Consider the following 20,494-nt stretch of genomic DNA (forward strand, 5'->3'; position numbering starts at 1 on the left):
CGGCCAGGACTACGGGATGATCATGTCGATGCTGGGTGGCGACGATGCCGGTGGCGGTGTGACCTGGGCTCCGCAAGTCATTCAGGACGCGCAGGCCCATGGCCTGGTGCTGGGCAATAACGGCGTACTTTATGACAGCAAGAAAGGTCAGGAACTGCCGCATAACGTGCGCCCGATGCCTCTGCTGACCGAAGAAGAGCTGAAAGCCTATCCCGAAGTGCCCGTCGAATCCGTAATCGGCAAATACGTGGCCCGTTATTGGGACCTGATGGCGCTGGGTGCGGACAAACCCGCAACGGTGATCGGTGAGAATGGCATCATAAAGGATAAACCGGGTTTCGAGGTTGATTTCCTGACCCGCGGATCGTCGGTCGACGATCCGGTCAAGGCCGAGAAACCTGTGGTTCTTATGCCGGCCAGCGGCCATTGGCGCGTCGCGGTGGACGGGTATGAAACGACACTCTCCAACGGCGATACCGCGCTGGTGATGCCGGGTGAGGCCTACAGCGTCGCGCCCTCCATGACCGGTGAGGCAGGCCTGTACCGCATCACGGCCACCGACGATCCTGCCGGTGCGACCTGGGTCGGATGACCGTCGGTCCCGACGATACCCATGCCGTCTATGAACGGCAGGCCAGGGCCTATGATGAGCAACGCTCAAAGGCCCTGTTCGAAGCGCGCTGGCTGGCGCGCTTCACCGCCAGCCTGCAACCCGGCGATCACGTTCTGGATCTGGGCTGCGGAACGGGGGAACCCATCGCCCGATGGTTCAAGGCCGAAGGGTTCGCTGTTACCGGCGTCGATTTCTCGGACGCCATGCTTGAAATCGCGCGCAGCCGTTGGCCCGATGGCGATTGGGTGCAGGCGGACATGCGGGACTTTGAATTGAACCGCAGCTTTGATGGCATCATCGCCTGGAACAGCTTTTTCCACCTGACGGCTGACGAACAGACAGACTGTATCGCCCGCATGGCGCGTCATCTGCGCCCCGGTGGGATGCTGATGCTGACCGTCGGCCCCAGCGCCGGTGAAGAACAGGGAACCGTGGGCGGAGAGCTGGTGTATCACGCCTCCCTCTCGCCCGCAGGTTATGCCACCTGCCTTGAGGAAAACGGGATGATCCTGACCGGATTTCTGGCCAAAGACCCCGAGACCCAAAGCCACACCGTGCTGATGGCGCGCAAGACATAACGGAGGTTCCATGACCGTAAAAACAACACATGTCGGGTCGCTGCCCCGCTCGCAAGAGGTGGTGGATTTCATCTTTGCCCGCGAACGCGAAGAACCTTTCGACACTGCTGCATTTGATGCAAGCATGGCTGCAGCCGTGTCCGAGACGGTGCGCAAGCAGGTTGAGGCCGGCGTGGATATCGTCAGTGATGGCGAAACCTCGAAGATTTCCTACGCGACTTACGTCAAGGATCGCTATACCGGTTTTTCGGGGGACAGCCCGCGCAATGCGCCCGCCGATCTGAAGATGTTCCCCGGCTTCCTGCAACGTCTGGCCGATGATGGTGGCACCCCGCAATATGCCCGCCCGCAATGCACCGGAGAGGTGCGTTCCAAGGGGCAGGGCGAGCTGGAAAAGGACATCGCCAACCTCAAGGCGGCGATGGCGCAGCACGGCGCCGAGCGCGGGTTCATGAACGCCGCATCTCCGGGTGTGATTTCGCTGTTCCTGCAGAACGATTTCTATCCCACGCGCGAGGCCTATCTGGCCGCACTGGCGGATGCGATGAAAGACGAATACGAAACCATCGTGGCCGCCGGGCTGGACCTGCAACTGGATTGTCCGGACCTGGCGCTGTCGCGCCACATGCTGTTCACCGATTTGTCCGACGCGGAATTCGTCAAGATTGCCGACATGCATGTCGAGGCCCTGAACCACGCGCTGCGGAACGTGCCGCGGGACCGTGTACGGGTGCATATCTGCTGGGGCAATTACGAAGGGCCGCATTGCTGTGACATCGCCATGGACAAGGTGTTCACGACCCTGATGAACACAAAATCCCGCTATGTGCTGTTCGAAACCTCGAACCCGCGGCACGCGCATGAATGGACCGTGTTCCGCGACCGCAAGGCCGAGATACCAGACGACAAGGTTCTGGTCCCCGGCGTTGTCGACACAACGACCAACTTTGTCGAACACCCCGAACTGGTCGCGCAGCGCATCACGCGGTTCACCGATATCGTCGGCGCGGATCGGGTGATCGCGGGCAGTGACTGCGGTTTCGGCACCTTCGCGGGGTTTGGCGCGGTCGATCCCGACATTGCTTATGCCAAGCTGACAGCACTGTCCGAGGGTGCGAAACTGGCCTCGGCATGACACCACTGGTTCTTTTACCCGGCATGATGTGCGACGCGCGGCTGTATCAGCCGCAGATCGCCGCCTTGTCCGGGTCCAGACCTTTGCTGACCTTCCCGTTGGCGATGCAGGACAGCGTGCAGGCGATGGCCGAAGATATTCTGGCCAACACGCCGCCGGTCTTTGCGCTGGCAGGCCTGTCGATGGGCGGCATCGTGGCGATGGAGGTCGTGCGGCAAGCCCCTGACCGCGTCGATCGGCTGGCCCTGCTGGACACCAACCCGCTGGCAGAAAAGCCCGAGGTCAAGGAGCGGCGCGGCCCGCAGATGGAGGCTGTGCGTAACGGTAAACTGCGGCAGGTGATGCGGGATGAGATGAAGCCCAACTATCTGGCCGATGGACCCAATCAGGGCGCTATTCTGGATCTGTGCATGGCGATGGCAGAGGCTTTGGGTCCCGATGTGTTCCTGCGGCAGTCCCGCGCTTTGATGGATCGCCCTGACCAAACCGAAACACTGAAAACCTATCCGGGCAAAGCGCTGGTTCTGTGCGGTCGTGACGACGGCTTATGCCCAGTCGAGCGCCATCAGCTCATGTACGATCTGCTGCCCAACAGCAGCTTTGACATCATCGAACAGGCCGGGCACCTGCCCACTCTGGAACAATCTAACAACACGACAGCGGCGCTGACCCGCTGGCTGGAGGCTACATGACACCGTCCCTTCTGACCCTGTTGCGCAAGGTCGATACCCCCACCGTCTGCAACGCCATCGAGGTGGCGCAGGGCAGGCGCGGGTTCGATGCGTTCACCCGCGGCTCCATGCTGTGTTCGGCCCCGTCCGAACCTGCGATCGTGGGATACGCCCGCACCGCCAAGATCGCTGCAGTCGCGCCACCGTCCGAAGCACCAGAGGTCATCCGGGAACGCCGCATGGCCTATTACAAATACATGGCCGAAGGCCCTGCGCCCTCGGTGGCGGTGATCGAGGACGTCGATTTCCCCAACTGCATCGGTGCCTATTGGGGCGAAATCAACACCACCGTACACAAGGGCTTTGGCATGTCGGGCGCCCTGACCAACGGCGTCATGCGCGACCTCGGCGATTTGCCCGAAGGCTTTCCGGTGGTTGCCGGCTCGGTCGGGCCCAGCCATGGCTTTGTCCATGTGCGCGAGATCGATACCCCGGTGTCGGTCTTTGGTCTGACGATCAATCCCGGTGATCTGATCCACGCTGACCGCCATGGCGCGCTGGTGGTGCCGGCGGATGTGGTTGATCAGCTTGAGGCCGCGATCCAGAAATTGCTGACCACGGAACGCATCGTCCTGGATGCCGCCACCCAGTCGGGCTTTGATTTTCAGGCCTTTCAATCGGCCTGGGAAAAATTCGAGAAATCACGGGTGTGAAATAACCCCGGTCGCACAATAATACCGGGGATCAGAAAGGTCGGGCGCGGGCTACTTGCGCCCGGCCGGAAGGTCGTCGCGTTTTTCTTCCAGAACGGTTTGGAACAACGCGGTCAGTTCGGATTTCTTGATCGGGGGAACCCTGCGGCCCAATGCCGAGGTTGCATCCATATCTTCTGAAACAGCGCCCCGCACCGGTTTGGCCGCTTTGAAGCGATTGAGAAACGTTCTGATCTGCATTGTCACTTTCCTCCAAAATTCCGGACTTAAAAAAACTTGCCGCTGCGGACCTGATCCGAACCCGCTGGTTCCGGGCTCGAGGATCAATGATCCGTGAGCGGTGATCCGCAGCGACAGGGCGCATTTACGCACCGTGTTTTTTCGAACAAGGGGGAAGAAATTGCCCTTTTGCGTCATTTTTTAACCGTTCAATCAAAAAATGATTTCAAACCTTACCTTTAGGTAAAGACGTTGCAGAAGAGGTTTACGTTCCGCGACGCCACGTCACTTTTGCAACGGCCGCTACAAGCGCCTGCCGGGGCATTCGGACCAAAAGGGCTTGGCCGGAGTCGAAAGCAGAGTATTTGCCCCCGTTTGTGCAACACGAACGAAAAAACCAGAGGATAAATCCCGCAGGCGCAGGGAACCTCCGCATAAGCAGATTGGTCTTTTTACTTTGTCGGGGATTTGGTGCCCAGGAGAGGACGCGATCACTACATGAAATCTATATAAATCAATACTTTGAATGGTATATCCGTGTCAATATGTGTAGTGTTTGTGTAGTATTTTCCAGTACGTAGTAGCCCTACAACGACCCTGTTTTCAGAGCGGTCGCTGATCTCTCCTTCGATACTGTTGCGTCTGAGTCACGGAACACTTGGTTGAGTGCTATCGACTTGAGATTAAGCCTATGGTTGCTCAATAACTTGCAAAACATCCAAACGTTCTAGAGGTGATAAGACATGCAGGTGATTTTTTTTGTAGCTTATATCGTGATGGGGTTCGTGCAGTTTTTTGCGACAATGGATGGCCTCGAACAGGCCACAGGGATCAGTGGATTTTTTAATGTGATAGTCTCGTTTTTCCTTGCATACGTTCCAGTTGTTGGCGCGATAACTGGCGTCTACGGTGCCGTAGCTGTTTGGGACTGGAACATTCTACTCGCACTGGCGCTGTTCTTTTGGCCGCTACTGTTCGCGCTCGTTGCCTCTATTCCACAGGCGCTCGAAAGTAGAAGATGACGCGGGACAGGGGCCGCTATCATCGTGCAGTTTGGTTGCTTCCTGCTTGTCTTTTGGTGGTGGCCATCTTGCCAATGCCTTATGGATACTATCAGGTCCTACGACTTGTAGTGTGCTCGGTGGCGGTTTTCTTAACTGCCTTTGAATTCCGTCAGAACAGCAAGTTCGGCGGATGGTGTGTTGTCCTTTCCACCGTGGCGCTGCTGTTTAACCCAATCGTTCCAGTTCACCTGAGTCAGGCACTATGGATGCCGATTGATCTTTTGACAGCGTGTGTGTTCTTAAGCCATTGGTGGACGAAAAGCCTAAGAGGGGTGGCTGAGGGCGGACAATAGTGGGTCTTTAGTCGAAGTCCTCAGTGGGGGGATTATTCAATCTAATTATCCCCTACCTGAGAGACCCCTCTAACGTTCCCTCTCTCGACTGTCTCTAGTCTGTCTCTAGGACAGTCCTATAGTAGACTTAATGTATATGACAATCGGGGGAGGGCTTCGCCTCTCCCGTGTACGTTCTTTAAATTGGTTGTCCAAAAAAAACAGGGGTCCGCTACTACCCGCTGCTAATCCGTACCGGCATTTGGACTCAACGGATTGCCGGTTGCTGGCTGACCGTCTTGAACGCAAGTTCCGCTCAGACATTACATATCGTCCCGCAAGAGCTTGGTCCAATGAGACGTCTCAGACGGTGAGTCAGAATGACTCATTGGAATAGTCCTTGAGATTTGGGACACAAACGACTCCTAGTTCTAAGATATGTATGAGACAAAAAGGGAGTTGCTATGCTTGTCGGCTACGCGCGAACATCCACGCTGGATCAAACTGCGGGGCTTGAGGCCCAGTTACGGGACCTCAAGAATGAGGGCTGTGAACGCATATTCGAGGAACAGGTCTCCTCAGTAGACGTAAGGGCGCGTGAGAGGCTTGAGGAGGCCCTGTCCTTTGTACGAGAGGGGGACACCTTAGTGGTCACGAAACTCGACCGTCTGGCGCGCTCTATGGCCCACCTGATGGACATACGGCAGCGGCTGGAAGCGCGAGGAGCGCACCTAAAGATCATTGGCTTAAACCTTGACACTTCGACGCCCACAGGAAAGCTGATGATTAACCTGCTGGGCAGCGTCGCTGAGTTTGAGCGGGAGATCATGCTCGAACGTCAACGCGAAGGGATCGCCAAAGCCAAAGCGGCAGGGAAGTACAAAGGCCGAAAGCCCACAGCACAAGCCAAAGCGGACGAGGTCAGGGAGCTAAAGGCGAAAGGTGTCAGGCCCACTGACATTGCGAGACAACTCAACATAGGGCGGGCGTCTGTCTACCGGATTCTGTCCAATGTTGAAGAGACAGCGGTTTAGCGTCCTGCTTGTATCTTCGGTCGCTCGGTGGATCGCAAACTCTTGGACATCCAACACTGACGGTAGTCCGTATGTGTACTTGCGCCAAAGCATGGCCGCAGGAGGACTCGCACAGGGGCGAAACCAGTTTTGGTAGGGTAACCTACCGCAATGGGCTTTCCGTCGCTCTACGGCCACAGGGTGCGGGCTTAAAAACGATCTGGGTGTCCACCTCCCCTTGCGAAGGGGGTACGGGGGAAACGATCTTTCGGTAGCGGTGATATATGCCTCAACGGATCACGTAGCAGTTTTAGGTTCCAAACCCTTGCGACTTCATGAGGTCGATTATTCCGCTTTCCGTGCAGCCACGGATCATAGTTTCGTGCAGCAGGTCTAGCATATCGTCTCCACCGTAAACTCCAGCTGAGCCAGGAGCACGATGCCCATGAACACGGTCAACTAAGTTCCTAGGCGCGACCCGGTCAAGCCAGTCTTTATGGGAGTGGCGGAGCGAATAGGGCACCTTTTTCAGTTCTACCCACACTCCAGCCTGAACCATTGCCTTCCGCATGAGCGTCGAAGCAGCGTCTGGTCCATTAGGGGGCGCATAGCGTGGAAACAAGGGTTGGTCTTTCTTCCCCTCAGCGTCCGCTAACCTCTCTTCAAGGGTGCGGAGAGCGGGACCTATTATGGGTACTTTTCGTTCCGATACTTCGCCCTTGATGCGCCACAGAGAGTTGAACCGTATGTGAATGTGGGGGACTTTGTGGTCCAAGACCACATCCTGTCTTTCTAGGCTGAGGATTTCCCCCTGACGAGCGCCTGTAAGCGCCAATACACACCAAAGGTTTTGTATGTCTTTGTTCTTCGACAGGATGAATTCGTTACATCGTTTGATCTCATCCAATGACAGCGGCAACCTGCTATCCTTGGCGTTGGGTTCTGATGCCAGTTTTGGGACTTCGAGGTTATTGAAGGGGTTCGCGTAACCGTCAATCTCGAACCGGCGTACCCCATAGTTCAGTATCGCTTTGATTGTCCCGACTCGGCGTTTGACCGTACCATAACTCAAGCCATTCCCGCGAAGAGCATTTCTGAACTCATAAGCGGCTTCTATGCCAATGTTTCGGACCACGGGGTTCTCTTCACCCATGACTTCGGCGATCAGCGATACCACTAACGAAGTCTGGTTCGTAAGGTTCTTGTTGTTGTATTGATTCCGCCTGTCCTCAAGGTAGGCGTCGACGACTTGCCGAATGCGGATGTCAGGGCGCTTCATGCCAAAGTACTTGGCTTCGACAATTTGGTCGAATTCTGCGCTAGATCGTGCGCCAAGGGCGGCTTTCGTAAAGTCGTCAAATGATCTTGGGTCGTCGTTGAACCGGATCGGTTCGAGAGTTTTGGGCCTTCCTTGCGTCAACCCGTGTTTCCGAAGGACCGCTATTTGCGCTTCATAGTCCTTCATCTCAGGGTCAATCATTCTGGCGGCAGCGATCTCGTTCTCTACCGCTTCATGGACGTCGCAGTAACGCCGTGCGGCATCCTGTTTGTCCTTGGTTTTTAGCGAAATAGAGAACTCTCGTTTCCCAAGTACAGACACCAGACCTTTGGGCACACGACGTCGGTACTTGTATCGCCCGGACTTGGGATCAGTGGTCAGGTGGTCCATTTCAATGACGACTCGCATAGTCACTCCACTTCGCTTGTGTGTAGCGTTCGTGTAGTGAAATTGATGTCAACCCGTTGAAGTGATTGTTTTTATTAGGATCGATGGTGCCCAGGAGAGGACTCGAACCTCCACGTCCATACGGACACTAGCACCTGAAGCTAGCGCGTCTACCAATTCCGCCACCTGGGCAGGTGTCGTGGAGGGGCGTTTAAGCCTACTGGCGGGGGGCGTCAACAGGATTCGGGAGAATTTTTGAAAGTTTTTTGACCCATGCCTCAAACAGTCCGGATTCCGACGGCTTTTTCCCGGACGCGCGGCGTTATTGCGCCTTGTTTGCCGGGGCTTTGGGCGGTAGATCGGATCAAGACCCATCAGCAGGAGCCCTCGCATGTCCAAACTGGTCACGATTTATGGCGGATCGGGATTTGTCGGTCGTTACATCGCACGTCGCATGGCGAACGAAGGATGGCGCGTGCGGGTCGCGGTGCGCCGCCCGAACGAGGCGATGTTCGTCAAACCCTATGGTGTGGTCGGTCAGGTCGAGCCCATCCTGTGCAACATCCGCGATGATGCCTCGGTGGCTGCGGTCATGCACGGTGCCGATGCGGTGGTGAACTGCGTCGGAGTGCTGAACGAGCTGGGCAAGAACGAATTCGATGCCGTGCAGGCCGAAGGGGCCGAGCGGATCGCCCGTATCGCCGCCGAACAGGGCGTTGCGCGGATGGTGCATATCTCGGCCATCGGCGCGGATGCAGAATCGAACAGCGAATATTCCCGCACCAAGGCGCAGGGTGAGGCTGGCGTGTTGGTGCATATGCCGGACGCGGTGATCCTGCGGCCCTCGATCGTTTTCGGAACCGAGGATCAGTTCTTTAACCGTTTTGCAGGCATGACCCGCATGGGGCCGTTCCTGCCTCTGGTCGGGGCCGACTCCAAGTTCCAGCCCGTTTATGTGGATGATGTGGCCAAAGCCGCCGTGCAGGGCGTTCTGGGCCAGGCAGAGGCCGGCATTTACGAACTGGGCGGGCCCGAGGTGAAATCCTTCCGCGCGCTGATGCAGCAGATGCTGGGGGTAATTCACCGCCGCCGTGTCATCATCGGGGTGCCGTTCTTTGCCGCCCGGATTATGGCGGGTGTTCTGGATATCGCCAAATTCGTCAGCTTTCAGCTGTTCCCGAACCACATCCTGACCCGCGATCAGCTGAAGAACCTGCGCCGCGACAATGTGGTGTCCGAGGGCGCCAGGGGCTTTGATGATCTGGGAATCGAGCCGGCCACTTTGGAATCGGTGCTGCCGGATTACCTGTGGAAGTTCCGCCCGGCCGGTCAGTATGACGACATCCAGAATTCGGCCGACAACCTGCGGACCTGATCAGTTGTAGGCGATCACCAGCAGGATCGCGCCCAGGATCACGCGATAGATGACATAGGGCGTGAAACTGACGCTGCGCAGCAGACGCATCATTAGGGACAGCGCCAGCAGGGCCGAGATAAAGGCGAAAAAGGCGGCAATCGCGCCGTCTTTGGCCAGCTGCACATCCGCCTCTCGGATGACTTCTGCCGACAACAGCACGCCTGACGCCAGAATCGTCGGAATCGACATCAGCATCGCGATCCGGGCGCCGTCTTCGCGGCTGTAGCCCAACTGTCGCGCGCCGGTGATGGTGATGCCCGACCGCGAGGTACCTGGGATCAGCGCCAGAACCTGCCACAACCCCATGATAAAGGCGTCGCGCAGCCCCCAATCTCCGGCTTTTTTGGTCTGTGGGCCTTTCTGGTCCATCCAGTACAGAAGCAGCCCGAAACCCAGCATGGTCCAGCCAACCACTGTCATCGAGCGCAAGGACTGGCTGAGCCCGGTTTGGAACAGGATAGTGCCGATGATGATGGTGGGAATCGTTGCGATGATCAGGCCCATAGCCAGCCGGGCCTGCGGGGTATCGACCCGTCCGGTCATGGCGCGGGGCAGGCCGGCGACCGCCTGTTTCACGTCGGACCAGAAATACAGAACCACGGCACCCAAAGTGCCCACATGCACGGCCACATCGATGGCCATCCCCTGATCTTCCATGCCGGTCAGGATGGGCAGCAGGATCAAGTGGCCCGATGAGGAGATGGGCAAAAATTCGGTGATACCCTGAATAATTGCCGCGAGAATCAGTTGGAAAAAGCCCATTTAACCTGCCGTGCTGCCGTCACGTGTTCTTTGCGCGCAATGGGTATAAGTGTGGTGCCGAAAAGGAAAGCGCGTAAATGGGTCCGAATCGGAACTAAAAAACTGATTATTTTCCGCCGATTTCGATTTTCGGCTCAGATTTTTTCAATTTAGGTCAGTACAATTGACTTTTCATTCGGAGCGGTATCTCTTAAAGAAACCCGACCAAGCCAAATCATGGAGTCTGACCCGTGGCCAAGCAACCGATGCTGAAATTTGTGCAGATCGACCGCGTCATGCCGGAAAAGCGTGCCGCCGATGTGCGCAAAGAAGACTTTGACGAGATTTATGCTGAGTTTGCGTCGGCCAAGGCGGAAGAACAAGCCAGCCGCTGCAGCCAATGCGGTGTGCCTTACTGCCAGTCACACTGCCCGCTGCACAATAACATTCCCGACTGGCTGCGCCTGACCGCCACGGGGCGTCTGGAAGAGGCCTATGCGACCAGCCAGGCCACCAACACCTTCCCGGAAATCTGCGGCCGCATCTGTCCGCAGGACCGTCTGTGCGAAGGTAACTGCGTGATCGAACAGTCCGGCCACGGCACCGTCACCATCGGCACGATCGAAAAATACATCACCGACACTGCCTGGGACAAAGGTTGGGTGAAACCGGCCACTCCGGGTGCTGAACGCAGTGAAAGCGTTGGCATCATCGGTGGCGGCCCCGGCGGTCTGGCCGCTGCGGACATGCTGCGCCGTGCCGGTATTCAGGTCACTGTCTATGACCGCTATGACCGCGCCGGTGGGCTGCTGATGTACGGCATTCCGGGCTTCAAGCTGGAAAAAGACATCGTGCAGCGCCGCAATGACCTGCTGGCCGATGGCGGGGTTGAATTCGTGCTGAACTGTGATGTCGACGCCAAAAAATTCGCGGAAATCCGCGCCAAACATGATGCGGTGATAATCGCGACCGGTGTCTACAAGTCGCGCGACCTGACCATGCCGGGCAGCGGGTTGAATGGCATTGAAAAGGCGATCGACTTTCTGACCGCCTCGAACCGCAAGAGCTTTGGCGATGACGTTGAGGATTTCGACAATGGCCGCCTGAACGCTGACGGCAAGAAGGTTGTTGTCATCGGCGGCGGCGACACCGCGATGGACTGCGTGCGCACCTCGATCCGCCAGGGTGCAACCTCGGTCAAATGTCTGTACCGCCGTGACCGCGCCAACATGCCGGGCTCGCAGCGTGAAACCCAGAACGCCGAGGAAGAAGGCGTGGTGTTCGAATGGCTCAGCGCGCCCAAGGGCTTTACCGGTGACGACACGGTCGCGGGCGTGATGGTGCAGAAAATGCGTCTGGGTCAGCCCGATGCCTCGGGCCGCCAGGCGCCCGAAGTGATCGAAGGTGCGGATTACGTCGAAGAGGCCGATCTGGTGATCAAGGCACTGGGTTTCGAGCCCGAAGACCTGCCCACCCTGTTCGGCCAGCCCGACCTTCCCGTGACCCGATGGGGTACCGTCAAGGCCGCGTTCCAGACCGGTGAGACCGAGATGGACGGCGTCTATGCCATTGGTGACATCGTACGTGGTGCCTCGCTGGTGGTCTGGGCGATCCGCGACGGGCGCGACTGCGCCGATGCGATCATCGACCGGTTCAATGCCAAGGCTGCCATCGCAGCCGAATAACCCGATACCCAGCGACAGGAGGGTTCGAATGCCCGAATTGCAAGGCCAATGCATGTGCGGCGCGGTCACCGTCACCGCCACCCCGGCGAAGGACTCGCTGGGCGCATGCCATTGCGACCAATGCCGGCGCTGGACCAGCTCGATGCTGGTGACGTTTCAGGCCGAGCCCGGCTATGCCGCTTTGGGTCCGGTCAAGACCTTCACCTCGTCCGACTGGGCCGAGCGTGCTTTCTGCGCCGAATGCGGATCTGCCCTGTGGTACCGGGTCACCGCGCCGGGCGAAATGCACGGACACACCGAAATGGCAGCGGGCCTGTTCGAAGACACAGGAAACCCGCTGCAACTGGAACTTTTTATCGACAAAAAGCCCGACGGGTACGCGTTCGCAGGCGAGCGCAAGCAGATGACCAAAAGCGAGGTCGAAGCCATGTTTGCCCAGCCGGAAAAAGGAGACAGCCAATGACCAAATACGATGCCGATTGGGTGCGGGCCGAGGAAGCCAAGCGCAAATGGATGGCGGAAAACGGTCTCTATTCCGAGGAAGAAGAGCATTCCTCCTGCGGCGTGGGTCTTGTGGTCTCGGTTGATGGCAAAAAAAGCCGCAAGGTGGTGGATGCCGGGATCGATGCGCTCAAGGCGATCTGGCACCGGGGTGCCGTGGACGCCGATGGCAAAACCGGCGACGGCGCGGGTATCCATGTGCAGATCCCGGTTCCCTTCTTCTATGACCAGATCCGCCGCACCGGCCACGAGCCCAACATGGATGAGCTGATCGCGGTTGGTCAGGTCTTTCTGCCCCGCACCGATTTCGGCGCGCAGGAAAGCTGCCGGACCATCGTGGAAACCGAAGTTCTGCGCATGGGCTATTACATCTATGGCTGGCGACATGTGCCGGTCGATGTCACCTGTCTGGGAGAAAAAGCCAACGCGACCCGTCCCGAGATCGAGCAGATTCTGATTTCGAACTCCAAGGGCGTCGACGAAGAGACGTTCGAGCGTGAGCTGTATGTCATCCGCCGCCGCATCGAAAAGGCCGCGCTGGCCGCGGGGATTTCCGGTTTGTATCTGGCTTCGCTGTCCTGCCGGTCGATCATCTACAAGGGCATGATGCTGGCCGAGCAGGTCGCCGTCTTCTACCCCGACCTGATGGATGAGCGCTTTGAATCCGCCTTTGCGATCTATCACCAGCGTTATTCGACAAACACCTTTCCGCAATGGTGGCTGGCGCAGCCGTTCCGCATGTTGGCCCACAACGGTGAGATCAACACGCTGAAGGGCAATATCAACTGGATGAAAAGCCATGAGATCCGCATGGCCAGCGGCACCTTTGGCGACTATGCCGAGGATATCAAGCCGATCATCGCGGGCGGATCGTCGGATTCTGCTGCATTAGACTCGGTTTTCGAGGTTCTGGTGCGCGCAGGACGTTCGGCGCCGATGGCGAAAACCATGCTGGTGCCGGAAAGCTGGTCCAAGCAGGCGGTGGAACTGCCGCAGGCGTGGCGCGACATGTATTCCTATTGCAACTCGGTGATGGAGCCGTGGGACGGCCCGGCTGCGCTGGCGATGACCGATGGCCGCTGGGTTTGCGCCGGTCTGGACCGGAACGGGTTGCGCCCGATGCGCTATGTGGTGACGGGCGATGGTCTGGTCATCGCGGGATCCGAGGCCGGGATGGTGCCGATTGACGAAGCAACCGTGACCGAAAAAGGCGCGCTGGGTCCGGGTCAGATGCTGGCCGTGGACATGAAGCGCGGCAAGCTCTATCGCGATACGCAGATCAAAGACAAATTGGCCCGTGCGCTGCCCTTTGGCGAGTGGGTCGGCAAGATCAATGATCTGGACGATACGCTGGCCGAAGCGGCCGAGGCGCCGATCTTCTCGGGTGAAGAACTGCGCAAGCGTCAGATCGCTGCGGGCTATTCGATTGAGGAATTGGAGCAGATCCTGGCCCCGATGGCCGAAGACGGCAAGGAATCGATTGCCTCGATGGGCGACGATACCCCATCGGCGGTTCTGTCCAAGCAATACCGCCCGCTCAGCCATTTCTTCCGCCAGAATTTCAGCCAGGTGACCAACCCGCCGATTGACTCGTTGCGTGAATACCGGGTGATGTCGCTGAAAACGAGGTTCGGAAACCTCAAGAACGTGCTGGACGAAGACAGCAGCCAGACTGAAATCATCGTGCTGGGCAGCCCCTTTGTCGGCAACACGCAGTGGGACAAGCTGGTCGAGAACTTCAACTCTCCGCTGGCCGAGATCGACTGCAGTTTTGAGCCCGGCCGGGGCGCGCTGAGCGCCGCTTTGGCCCGTGTCAGAGCCGAAGCAGAAGAGGCCGTGCGCTCGGGCGCGGGGCATCTGGTGCTGTCCGACATGAATTCGGGCCAGGGCCGCGTGGCGATGCCGATGATCCTGGCGACCAGTGCGGTGCATTCGCACCTGACCCGTCAGGGGTTGCGGACCTTCTGTTCGCTGAACGTGCGCTCGGCCGAGTGTATTGATCCGCATTACTTTGCCGTGCTGATCGGCTGTGGCGCGACCGTTGTGAACGCCTATCTGGCCGAAGATTCGCTGGCCGACCGTATTGATCGCGGCCTGCTGGACGGCACCCTGACTGAAAACGTCGCCCGTTTCCGTGAGGCCATTGACCAAGGTCTGTTGAAGATCATGGCCAAGATGGGCATCTCTGTGATCTCGTCCTATCGCGGCGGTCTGAATTTTGAGGCCGTGGGCCTCAGCCGTGCGATGGTGGCTGAATACTTCCCGGGCATGACCAGCCGGATTTCCGGCATCGGTGTCACCGGCATTCAGACCAAGGCCGAAGAAATCCACGCCAAAGCCTGGACCAACGGTCTGGACGTGCTGCCCATCGGTGGTTTCTACAAAGCGCGTAAATCGGGTGAGACCCACGCGTGGGAAGCGACCTCGATGCATATGATGCAGATGGCTTGCAACCGCGCGTCCTATGAGCTGTGGAAGCAGTATTCGGCCAAGATGCAGTCGAACCCGCCGATTCACCTGCGCGACCTGATGGATTTCAAACCGCTGGGCAATCCGGTGCCGATTGAAGAGGTCGAATCGATCACCTCGATCCGCAAACGCTTTGTCACCCCGGGCATGTCGCTGGGCGCGCTGTCGCCCGAGGCGCACAAGACGCTGAACGTGGCGATGAACCGGATCGGTGCCAAGTCCGACTCGGGTGAAGGTGGCGAGGACCCGGCGCATTTCGTGCCGGAACCCAATGGCGATAACCCGTCGGCCAAGATCAAGCAGGTGGCCTCGGGCCGGTTTGGTGTGACCGCCGAATACCTCAACCAGTGTGAAGAGCTTGAGATCAAGGTCGCCCAAGGCGCCAAGCCGGGTGAGGGTGGCCAGCTGCCGGGCATGAAGGTCACCGACCTCATCGCGCGTCTGCGGCATTCGACCAAGGGCGTGACGCTGATCTCGCCACCACCGCATCACGATATCTATTCGATCGAGGATCTGGCGCAGCTGATCTATGACCTGAAACAGATCAACCCGCGCTGTAAGGTGACGGTGAAGCTGGTGGCGTCCTCGGGCGTGGGAACGATTGCCGCCGGTGTGGCCAAGGCCAAGGCGGATGTGATTCTGATTTCGGGTCACAACGGTGGCACCGGTGCTTCACCCGCGACCAGCATCAAATATGCCGGCCTTCCGTGGGAAATGGGCCTGACCGAGGCGCATCAGGTTCTGGCAATGAACAACCTGCGGGATCGCGTGACCCTGCGCACCGACGGCGGCTTGCGCACCGGGCGTGACATTGTCATGGCCGCGATGATGGGGGCCGAGGAATACGGCATCGGTACCGCCGCGCTGATTGCGATGGGCTGTATCATGGTGCGCCAGTGCCAGTCGAATACCTGCCCGGTTGGCGTGTGTACGCAGGACGAAGACCTGCGCGCCAAGTTCACCGGTAGCGCGGACAAGGTCGTCAACCTGATCACCTTCTACGCGCAGGAAGTGCGCGAGCTGCTGGCTAGCCTTGGCGCGCGTTCGATTGATGAGATCATCGGCCGGGCCGATCTGCTGGCGCAGGTCAGCCGGGGCTCGGCGCATCTGGACGATCTGGACCTGAACCCGCTGCTGATTACCGTCGATGGCGCGCAGGACATCGTCTATGACCGTCGCAAGGATCGCAATGCGGTGCCGGATACTCTGGACGCCGAGATCGTCCGCGATGCGGCACGGTTCCTGAAAGACGGTGAAAAGATGCAGCTGTCTTACGCGGTGCAGAACACGCACCGGACCGTGGGGACGCGGGTGTCCAGTCATATCGTGCAGAATTTCGGGATGCGGAACACGTTCCAATCCGATCACCTGCATGTGAAACTGCAAGGCTCTGCCGGTCAGTCCTTGGGTGCCTTTGCGGCGCCGGGTCTGAAACTGGAAGTGTCGGGCGACGCCAACGACTATGTCGGCAAGGGTCTGTCGGGCGGCATGATCGTCGTGCGCCCGCCGCAGGTCAGCCCGCTGAAGGCGGATGACAACACGATCATCGGCAACACGGTGCTGTACGGTGCAACGGATGGGCACCTCTTCGCCGCCGGCCGCGCCGGTGAGCGGTTCGCGGTGCGCAACTCGGGCGCAACAGTGGTGATCGAGGGCTGCGGTTCCAACGGTTGTGAATACATGACCGGTGGTGTCGCGGTGATCCTGGGTGACATCGGTGCCAATTTCGGCGCGGGCATGACGGGTGGTATGGCCTATTTGCACGACCCCGAAGGCAAGGCCGAAAAGCTGATGAACATGGAAACACTGGTGACCTGTCCGGTGACCGTCGACCATTGGGAAGAGCAGCTGAAATCGCTGATCGAAACCCATCAGGTTGAAACCTTCAGCCGCAAGGCTGCGGACATTCTGCAGCACTGGGATGTTGAAAAGGCCAACTTCCTGCAGGTCTGCCCGAAAGAGATGCTGAACAAGCTCAGCCATCCTCTGACCAGAGAGGCCGAGGCTGTCCCGGCTGAGTAAGCCGCCGACAGGGCCCTGAATCAAGAAACCCGCGTGTCACCTGAAACACGCGGGTTTTTTCGATTTCGGACAATTTAGCCAAGTTTATTGCGTTTTTTCTCCGTTCACGCCTAGCTATGGCCATAGTTTCTTCGGGATTTGCAGGGACACTGCTGTCCTACGCGACGAATAGGCAGGAGCAGACACATGCCAACGACCTATACAGACCAGTTTTTTGACATGGATCCGGCGAACCCGCCCGCGGCGGGCACGACGCTGACGGTGCAGAAATACGATCTGGTGGATCAGAATGACGACGGCGATATTGATCGGTTCAACAACGATACCGTCAACGGCGTGGATGTTACCCGCTCGTGGCCAGGGGATACGGTTACAATTAACGTACCCGGTCAGGGAAACGTAACCTACATCGGAACAACCTTTTATCTTGCGGATGGAACGCGGGTTTTCACTCCGACTGACGGCAAGGTGTTGCAAAGCGGCACCTTTGTTTCGTCGACCTTTGTTACCACGCAGGGGCCGCTGGATGTCGGTGATCTGGGCCCGCCCTGCTTCACGCCCGGCACCATGATCGAAACGCCGGACGGTCCGCGCCGGGTCGAAGACTTGCAGCCGGGGGATATGGTCGTCACTGCCGATCATGGTGCGCAGCCCTTGCTGTGGGTGGGCAATACCCGGGTCGAGGCACGGGGCAAACTGGCGCCGATCCGGTTCGAGGCCGGTGTGCTGGGGCTGGATCGTCCTCTGACCGTGTCGCCGCAGCACAGGATGCTGATTGCGGATTGGCGTGCGCCTTACCTCTTTGGTCATTCCGAGGTTCTGATCGCCGCGCATTGTCTGGTCAATGACGATACGGTGACCCGCGTCGAAAACGATGAGGTCGAATATATCCACCTGCTGTTCTCGCGGCATGAGATCGTCATTGCCAACGGGGCGAAAAGCGAAAGCTATTACCCGGGACATGCGGTGACTCAGACGGATCGTGACACTCAGGCCGAAGTGCTGCGCCTGTTTCCGGAACTGCGCAGCCGCGATCCGGTGATGCCGGAAACCGCGCGCCCGGTCATCCGCCCGCGCGAGGCGCGCGCGCTGGCGATATAAACCGTTTCAAACCCCAACGCCGCGTCGTATAGCAACAACATGGCAAGAAAAGCAGCGCGCAAGTCGAGCAGTAAGAAAAGCAAGGCGTCAAAGGCAAGGAAACCAACCACATTGCGGATTCGCCGTTGGGTGACCCGGGCTGTGGTGGGTGTGATTGTCTTTGTGGTCGGGCTGGTGGCGCTATATTCCGTTGTGAACCCGCCGGTGACCCATACGATCTGGTCCGAATGGCGTCGGCTGGGCAAGGTCGAGCGCGATTGGGTGCCGATTGAAGAGATCTCTCCGGTCATGGCCCGCTCGGTTGTGGCGGCCGAGGATGCCAATTTCTGCTTGCACTGGGGCTTTGACGTTGAAGCGATCCGTGATGCGCTGGAAAACGGCGGAACGCGCGGGGCATCGACCATCACGCAGCAGGTGGTGAAGAACGTGTTCCTGTGGCAGGGCCGCAGTTGGGTGCGCAAGGCGCTCGAAACCTCGATCACACCGGTTGTCGAGATTTTCTGGAGCAAGGAACGCATTCTCGAGGTCTATCTGAACGTGGCTGAAACCGGGCAGGGCGTGTTCGGGGTCGAGGCCGCGGCCCAGCGCAATTTCAGCGTGCCCGCCGCCCGGCTGAGCCCGGTCCAGGCGGCCCGGATCGCGGCGATCCTGCCTTCGCCGCGCAATCGGTCTGTCACCGATCCCTCGGTGCGCACCCGCAGGCGGGCCGCGTCGATCCTGGACGGGGCGGCCACCATCCGCGCAGATGGTCGCGCGGATTGTTTCGAGGATTGAAACTCATCGCCCCTCAAGGCTAAAGCTGATGGGGTATTCACTGGTTCGATTAGGAAGCCCATGGCGCGTCTGTTTCACGTTCCCCTGTCCCCGTATTGCCGCAAGGTCCGCCTGTCCCTGGCGGAAAAGAAGATCGAGGTTGAACTGGTCGAGGAACGATATTGGGAAAAAGACCCGGATTTCCTGCGCCGCAACCCGGCCGGTAAAGTGCCGGTTCTGCGTCTGGACGGGCGGGTGATGTCGGAAAGTGCCGCCATTTGTGAATATATCGAGGACACCCGTCCAGAACCCCCGCTGATGCCGAAAACGCCCGAGGCCCGATACGAGGTGCGCCGTCTGGTCGGCTGGTTCGATGACAAGTTTCATCACGAGGTGACCTCAAAACTGTTATATGAGCGAGTGAACAAGAAGGTCACCGGTGAGGGCTATCCGGACAGCAAGAACGTCAAGGAAGGCGCCCGCGCGATCAAATACCATCTGGACTACATGGCTTGGCTGCTGGATCATCGGCGTTGGTTGGCGGGCGATCAAATGACTTTGGCGGATTTCGCCGCAGCGGCGCATCTGTCGGCGCTGGACTATATCTCGGATGTGGATTGGAACCGGTCTGCCGCTGTCAAGGATTGGTACGCAAAGATCAAATCGCGGCCGGCGTTTCGGTCGATCCTGGCGGATCAGGTGCCGGGGTTCCGGCCGCCACCCCATTACGCCGATCTGGATTTCTGATAAGGTGGCAGGGGGGCTGTCTGCCCCCCATCGCGCCGGGGCGCGATTCCCCCGAGGATATTTTTGGCCAGATGAAAAGCGGATCGGGTTTAAAGGGCAAGCTGGTGGCGCAGGCGCTGGGCGAGGGGTTCGTTTCATGCCGTGTGTGTCGACCCTGGGATGTGCCCGAGGTTCCGGCCCGGTTGGAGGCGTTTCTGCAGGCCGGATACCACGGGCAGATGGGGTGGATGGCCGAGCGGACCCATTGGCGCGGTGATCCGGCGGCACTGTGGCCCGAGGCGCGATCGGTTGTCATGCTGGCCGAGAGCTATACACCGGATCATGATCCGACCGAGGTGCTGGATCACCCGGACAAGGCGGCGATCTCAGTCTATGCGCAGAACAAGGATTACCATGATCTGGTCAAGAAACGGCTGAAGCGGCTGGCGCGCTGGCTGATCGCTGAGGCGGGCGGCGAGGTGAAGGTTTTTGTCGATACGGCCCCGGTGCCGGAAAAGGCCTTGGGTTATGCCGCCGGGCTGGGCTGGCAGGGCAAACACACCAATCTGGTCAGTCGGGATTGGGGGAATTGGGCCTTTATAGGGTCTGTTTTCACCACTTTGGACCTGCCATCAGACATGGCCGAGGTGGACCATTGCGGTTCGTGCCGGGCCTGTCTGGATGCCTGTCCGACGGATGCCTTCCCGGCCCCTTACCAGTTGGATGCAACGCGCTGTATTTCTTACCTGACCATCGAACACAAAGGCCCGGTGGACGAGGAGTTGCGGGGCAAGCTCGGCAACCGGATATACGGCTGCGACGATTGTCTGGCCGCCTGTCCGTGGAACAAGTTTGCGGTTGCGGCCAGTGATATACGCTATGCCGCCCGGGATGATCTGAAAGCACCTGTTCTGGCGGAATTGGCCGTGCTGGATGACGCAGCTTTTCGCGCGAAGTTTTCAGGATCACCGGTCAAACGCATTGGGCGGGATCGGTTTGTACGCAATGTGCTCTATGCCATCGGAAACTCGGGAAGGGCCGAGCTTCGGCCCGTCGCGCAGGGTTTGACGGATGATCCGGACCCCACGGTTGCTGACGCCGCGCGCTGGGCGGTGCAACGATTGCCATAAGTGCC

General features: G+C 58.8%; 18 protein-coding genes, 1 tRNA gene and 1 pseudogene. 16 read left to right on the plus strand and 4 right to left on the minus strand.

What is annotated here, in order from left to right; all coding sequences use genetic code 11:
- The 5 genes and pseudogenes from ACOQFT_RS11315 to ACOQFT_RS11335 all read left to right on the plus strand — a co-directional run.
- Positions 1-592, plus strand: a pseudogene (locus ACOQFT_RS11315) (cupin); the annotation flags it as partial.
- Positions 589-1,191: a class I SAM-dependent methyltransferase gene (locus ACOQFT_RS11320; RefSeq protein WP_421598031.1), complete on the plus strand. Its 603-nt coding sequence runs from the start codon at positions 589-591 to the stop codon at positions 1,189-1,191. The pseudogene ACOQFT_RS11315 and the gene ACOQFT_RS11320, both read left to right, overlap by 4 nt.
- A 10-nt stretch (positions 1,192-1,201) precedes the next feature.
- Positions 1,202-2,326, plus strand: coding sequence for a cobalamin-independent methionine synthase II family protein (locus ACOQFT_RS11325; protein ID WP_421598032.1), 1,125 nt, complete (start codon positions 1,202-1,204; stop codon positions 2,324-2,326).
- Positions 2,323-3,018 carry an alpha/beta fold hydrolase gene (locus tag ACOQFT_RS11330; RefSeq protein ID WP_421598033.1) on the plus strand — a complete coding sequence of 232 codons (696 nt, stop codon included), beginning with the start codon at positions 2,323-2,325 and terminating at the stop codon, positions 3,016-3,018. The genes ACOQFT_RS11325 and ACOQFT_RS11330 overlap by 4 nt, the downstream gene beginning before the upstream one ends.
- The gene (locus tag ACOQFT_RS11335; RefSeq protein WP_421598034.1) at positions 3,015-3,710 is read left to right on the plus strand and encodes an RraA family protein; all 696 of its coding nucleotides are present in this window, start codon (positions 3,015-3,017) and stop codon (positions 3,708-3,710) included. The genes ACOQFT_RS11330 and ACOQFT_RS11335 overlap by 4 nt, the downstream gene beginning before the upstream one ends.
- Positions 3,711-3,761: 51 nt before the next feature.
- On the opposite strand, the gene ACOQFT_RS11340 is transcribed toward ACOQFT_RS11335, so the two are convergent.
- The gene (locus ACOQFT_RS11340) at positions 3,762-3,950 is read right to left on the minus strand and encodes a hypothetical protein (RefSeq protein WP_421598035.1); all 189 of its coding nucleotides are present in this window, start codon (positions 3,948-3,950) and stop codon (positions 3,762-3,764) included.
- A gap of 722 nt (positions 3,951-4,672) precedes the next feature.
- On the opposite strand from ACOQFT_RS11340, the gene ACOQFT_RS11345 reads away from it, so the two are divergent.
- From ACOQFT_RS11345 to ACOQFT_RS11355, 3 genes are all read left to right on the plus strand, one after another.
- On the plus strand, positions 4,673-4,951 hold the full coding sequence (locus tag ACOQFT_RS11345) for a hypothetical protein (protein ID WP_421598036.1): 279 nt from the start codon (positions 4,673-4,675) through the stop codon (positions 4,949-4,951).
- Positions 4,948-5,286, plus strand: coding sequence for a DUF6804 family protein (locus ACOQFT_RS11350; RefSeq protein ID WP_421598037.1), 339 nt, complete (start codon positions 4,948-4,950; stop codon positions 5,284-5,286). The genes ACOQFT_RS11345 and ACOQFT_RS11350 overlap by 4 nt, the downstream gene beginning before the upstream one ends.
- A gap of 443 nt (positions 5,287-5,729) precedes the next feature.
- Positions 5,730-6,299 carry a recombinase family protein gene (locus ACOQFT_RS11355; protein ID WP_421598038.1) on the plus strand — a complete coding sequence of 190 codons (570 nt, stop codon included), beginning with the start codon at positions 5,730-5,732 and terminating at the stop codon, positions 6,297-6,299.
- A gap of 289 nt (positions 6,300-6,588) precedes the next feature.
- On the opposite strand, the gene ACOQFT_RS11360 is transcribed toward ACOQFT_RS11355, so the two are convergent.
- Together ACOQFT_RS11360 and ACOQFT_RS11365 are read right to left on the minus strand one after the other, a co-directional pair.
- A complete protein-coding gene (locus tag ACOQFT_RS11360; RefSeq protein ID WP_421598039.1) occupies positions 6,589-7,965 on the minus strand; it encodes a DUF6538 domain-containing protein in 1,377 nt (458 codons plus the stop codon).
- A gap of 84 nt (positions 7,966-8,049) precedes the next feature.
- Positions 8,050-8,136: transfer RNA gene (locus ACOQFT_RS11365), tRNA-Leu, on the minus strand.
- Positions 8,137-8,335: 199 nt separating this feature from the next.
- Here ACOQFT_RS11365 and ACOQFT_RS11370 point away from each other — a divergent pair.
- Entirely contained in the window at positions 8,336-9,319 is a 984-nt protein-coding gene (locus ACOQFT_RS11370) for a complex I NDUFA9 subunit family protein (protein ID WP_421598040.1), read from the plus strand.
- Here the strand turns inward: ACOQFT_RS11370 and ACOQFT_RS11375 are convergent, their stop codons facing one another.
- On the minus strand, positions 9,320-10,123 hold the full coding sequence (locus ACOQFT_RS11375; RefSeq protein ID WP_421598041.1) for an undecaprenyl-diphosphate phosphatase: 804 nt from the start codon (positions 10,121-10,123) through the stop codon (positions 9,320-9,322).
- 230 nt (positions 10,124-10,353) lie between these two features.
- Between ACOQFT_RS11375 and ACOQFT_RS11380 the strand changes: the two genes are divergently transcribed.
- The 7 genes from ACOQFT_RS11380 (at position 10,354) to queG (ending at position 20,489) form a co-directional block, all read left to right on the plus strand.
- The gene (locus tag ACOQFT_RS11380) at positions 10,354-11,787 is read left to right on the plus strand and encodes an NAD(P)-dependent oxidoreductase (protein WP_421598042.1); all 1,434 of its coding nucleotides are present in this window, start codon (positions 10,354-10,356) and stop codon (positions 11,785-11,787) included.
- 28 nt (positions 11,788-11,815) lie between these two features.
- Positions 11,816-12,250, plus strand: coding sequence for a GFA family protein (locus ACOQFT_RS11385; RefSeq protein ID WP_421598043.1), 435 nt, complete (start codon positions 11,816-11,818; stop codon positions 12,248-12,250).
- Positions 12,247-16,779: a glutamate synthase large subunit gene (gene gltB, locus ACOQFT_RS11390; RefSeq protein WP_421598044.1), complete on the plus strand. Its 4,533-nt coding sequence runs from the start codon at positions 12,247-12,249 to the stop codon at positions 16,777-16,779. Before ACOQFT_RS11385 ends, gltB begins: the two co-directional genes overlap by 4 nt.
- Before the next feature lie 186 nt (positions 16,780-16,965).
- Positions 16,966-17,880 (plus strand): Hint domain-containing protein, encoded by a 915-nt coding sequence (locus tag ACOQFT_RS11395; RefSeq protein WP_421598045.1) that lies wholly within the window; start codon positions 16,966-16,968, stop codon positions 17,878-17,880.
- A gap of 39 nt (positions 17,881-17,919) precedes the next feature.
- A complete protein-coding gene (gene mtgA / locus ACOQFT_RS11400) occupies positions 17,920-18,654 on the plus strand; it encodes a monofunctional biosynthetic peptidoglycan transglycosylase (protein WP_421598046.1) in 735 nt (244 codons plus the stop codon).
- Positions 18,655-18,714: 60 nt separating this feature from the next.
- Positions 18,715-19,380, plus strand: a complete 666-nt coding sequence (locus ACOQFT_RS11405; protein ID WP_170444961.1) for a glutathione S-transferase family protein — start codon at positions 18,715-18,717, stop codon at positions 19,378-19,380.
- Positions 19,381-19,451: 71 nt separating this feature from the next.
- Positions 19,452-20,489: a tRNA epoxyqueuosine(34) reductase QueG gene (gene queG / locus ACOQFT_RS11410; protein WP_421598047.1), complete on the plus strand. Its 1,038-nt coding sequence runs from the start codon at positions 19,452-19,454 to the stop codon at positions 20,487-20,489.
- Positions 20,490-20,494: the final 5 nt, after the last annotated feature.

The organism is Ruegeria sp. MALMAid1280 (assembly GCF_049195285.1).
Classification (GTDB): domain Bacteria; phylum Pseudomonadota; class Alphaproteobacteria; order Rhodobacterales; family Rhodobacteraceae; genus Ruegeria.

Coding starts and splice junctions, on each gene's coding strand:
- ACOQFT_RS11320 (WP_421598031.1), top strand. CDS start 589: ATGACCGTCGGTCCCGACGATACCCATGCCGTCTATGAACGGCAGGCC.
- ACOQFT_RS11325 (WP_421598032.1), top strand. CDS start 1,202: ATGACCGTAAAAACAACACATGTCGGGTCGCTGCCCCGCTCGCAAGAG.
- ACOQFT_RS11330 (WP_421598033.1), top strand. CDS start 2,323: ATGACACCACTGGTTCTTTTACCCGGCATGATGTGCGACGCGCGGCTG.
- ACOQFT_RS11335 (WP_421598034.1), top strand. CDS start 3,015: ATGACACCGTCCCTTCTGACCCTGTTGCGCAAGGTCGATACCCCCACC.
- ACOQFT_RS11340 (WP_421598035.1), bottom strand. CDS start 3,950: ATGCAGATCAGAACGTTTCTCAATCGCTTCAAAGCGGCCAAACCGGTG.
- ACOQFT_RS11345 (WP_421598036.1), top strand. CDS start 4,673: ATGCAGGTGATTTTTTTTGTAGCTTATATCGTGATGGGGTTCGTGCAG.
- ACOQFT_RS11350 (WP_421598037.1), top strand. CDS start 4,948: ATGACGCGGGACAGGGGCCGCTATCATCGTGCAGTTTGGTTGCTTCCT.
- ACOQFT_RS11355 (WP_421598038.1), top strand. CDS start 5,730: ATGCTTGTCGGCTACGCGCGAACATCCACGCTGGATCAAACTGCGGGG.
- ACOQFT_RS11360 (WP_421598039.1), bottom strand. CDS start 7,965: ATGCGAGTCGTCATTGAAATGGACCACCTGACCACTGATCCCAAGTCC.
- ACOQFT_RS11370 (WP_421598040.1), top strand. CDS start 8,336: ATGTCCAAACTGGTCACGATTTATGGCGGATCGGGATTTGTCGGTCGT.
- ACOQFT_RS11375 (WP_421598041.1), bottom strand. CDS start 10,123: ATGGGCTTTTTCCAACTGATTCTCGCGGCAATTATTCAGGGTATCACC.
- ACOQFT_RS11385 (WP_421598043.1), top strand. CDS start 11,816: ATGCCCGAATTGCAAGGCCAATGCATGTGCGGCGCGGTCACCGTCACC.
- gltB (WP_421598044.1), top strand. CDS start 12,247: ATGACCAAATACGATGCCGATTGGGTGCGGGCCGAGGAAGCCAAGCGC.
- ACOQFT_RS11395 (WP_421598045.1), top strand. CDS start 16,966: ATGCCAACGACCTATACAGACCAGTTTTTTGACATGGATCCGGCGAAC.
- mtgA (WP_421598046.1), top strand. CDS start 17,920: ATGGCAAGAAAAGCAGCGCGCAAGTCGAGCAGTAAGAAAAGCAAGGCG.
- ACOQFT_RS11405 (WP_170444961.1), top strand. CDS start 18,715: ATGGCGCGTCTGTTTCACGTTCCCCTGTCCCCGTATTGCCGCAAGGTC.
- queG (WP_421598047.1), top strand. CDS start 19,452: ATGAAAAGCGGATCGGGTTTAAAGGGCAAGCTGGTGGCGCAGGCGCTG.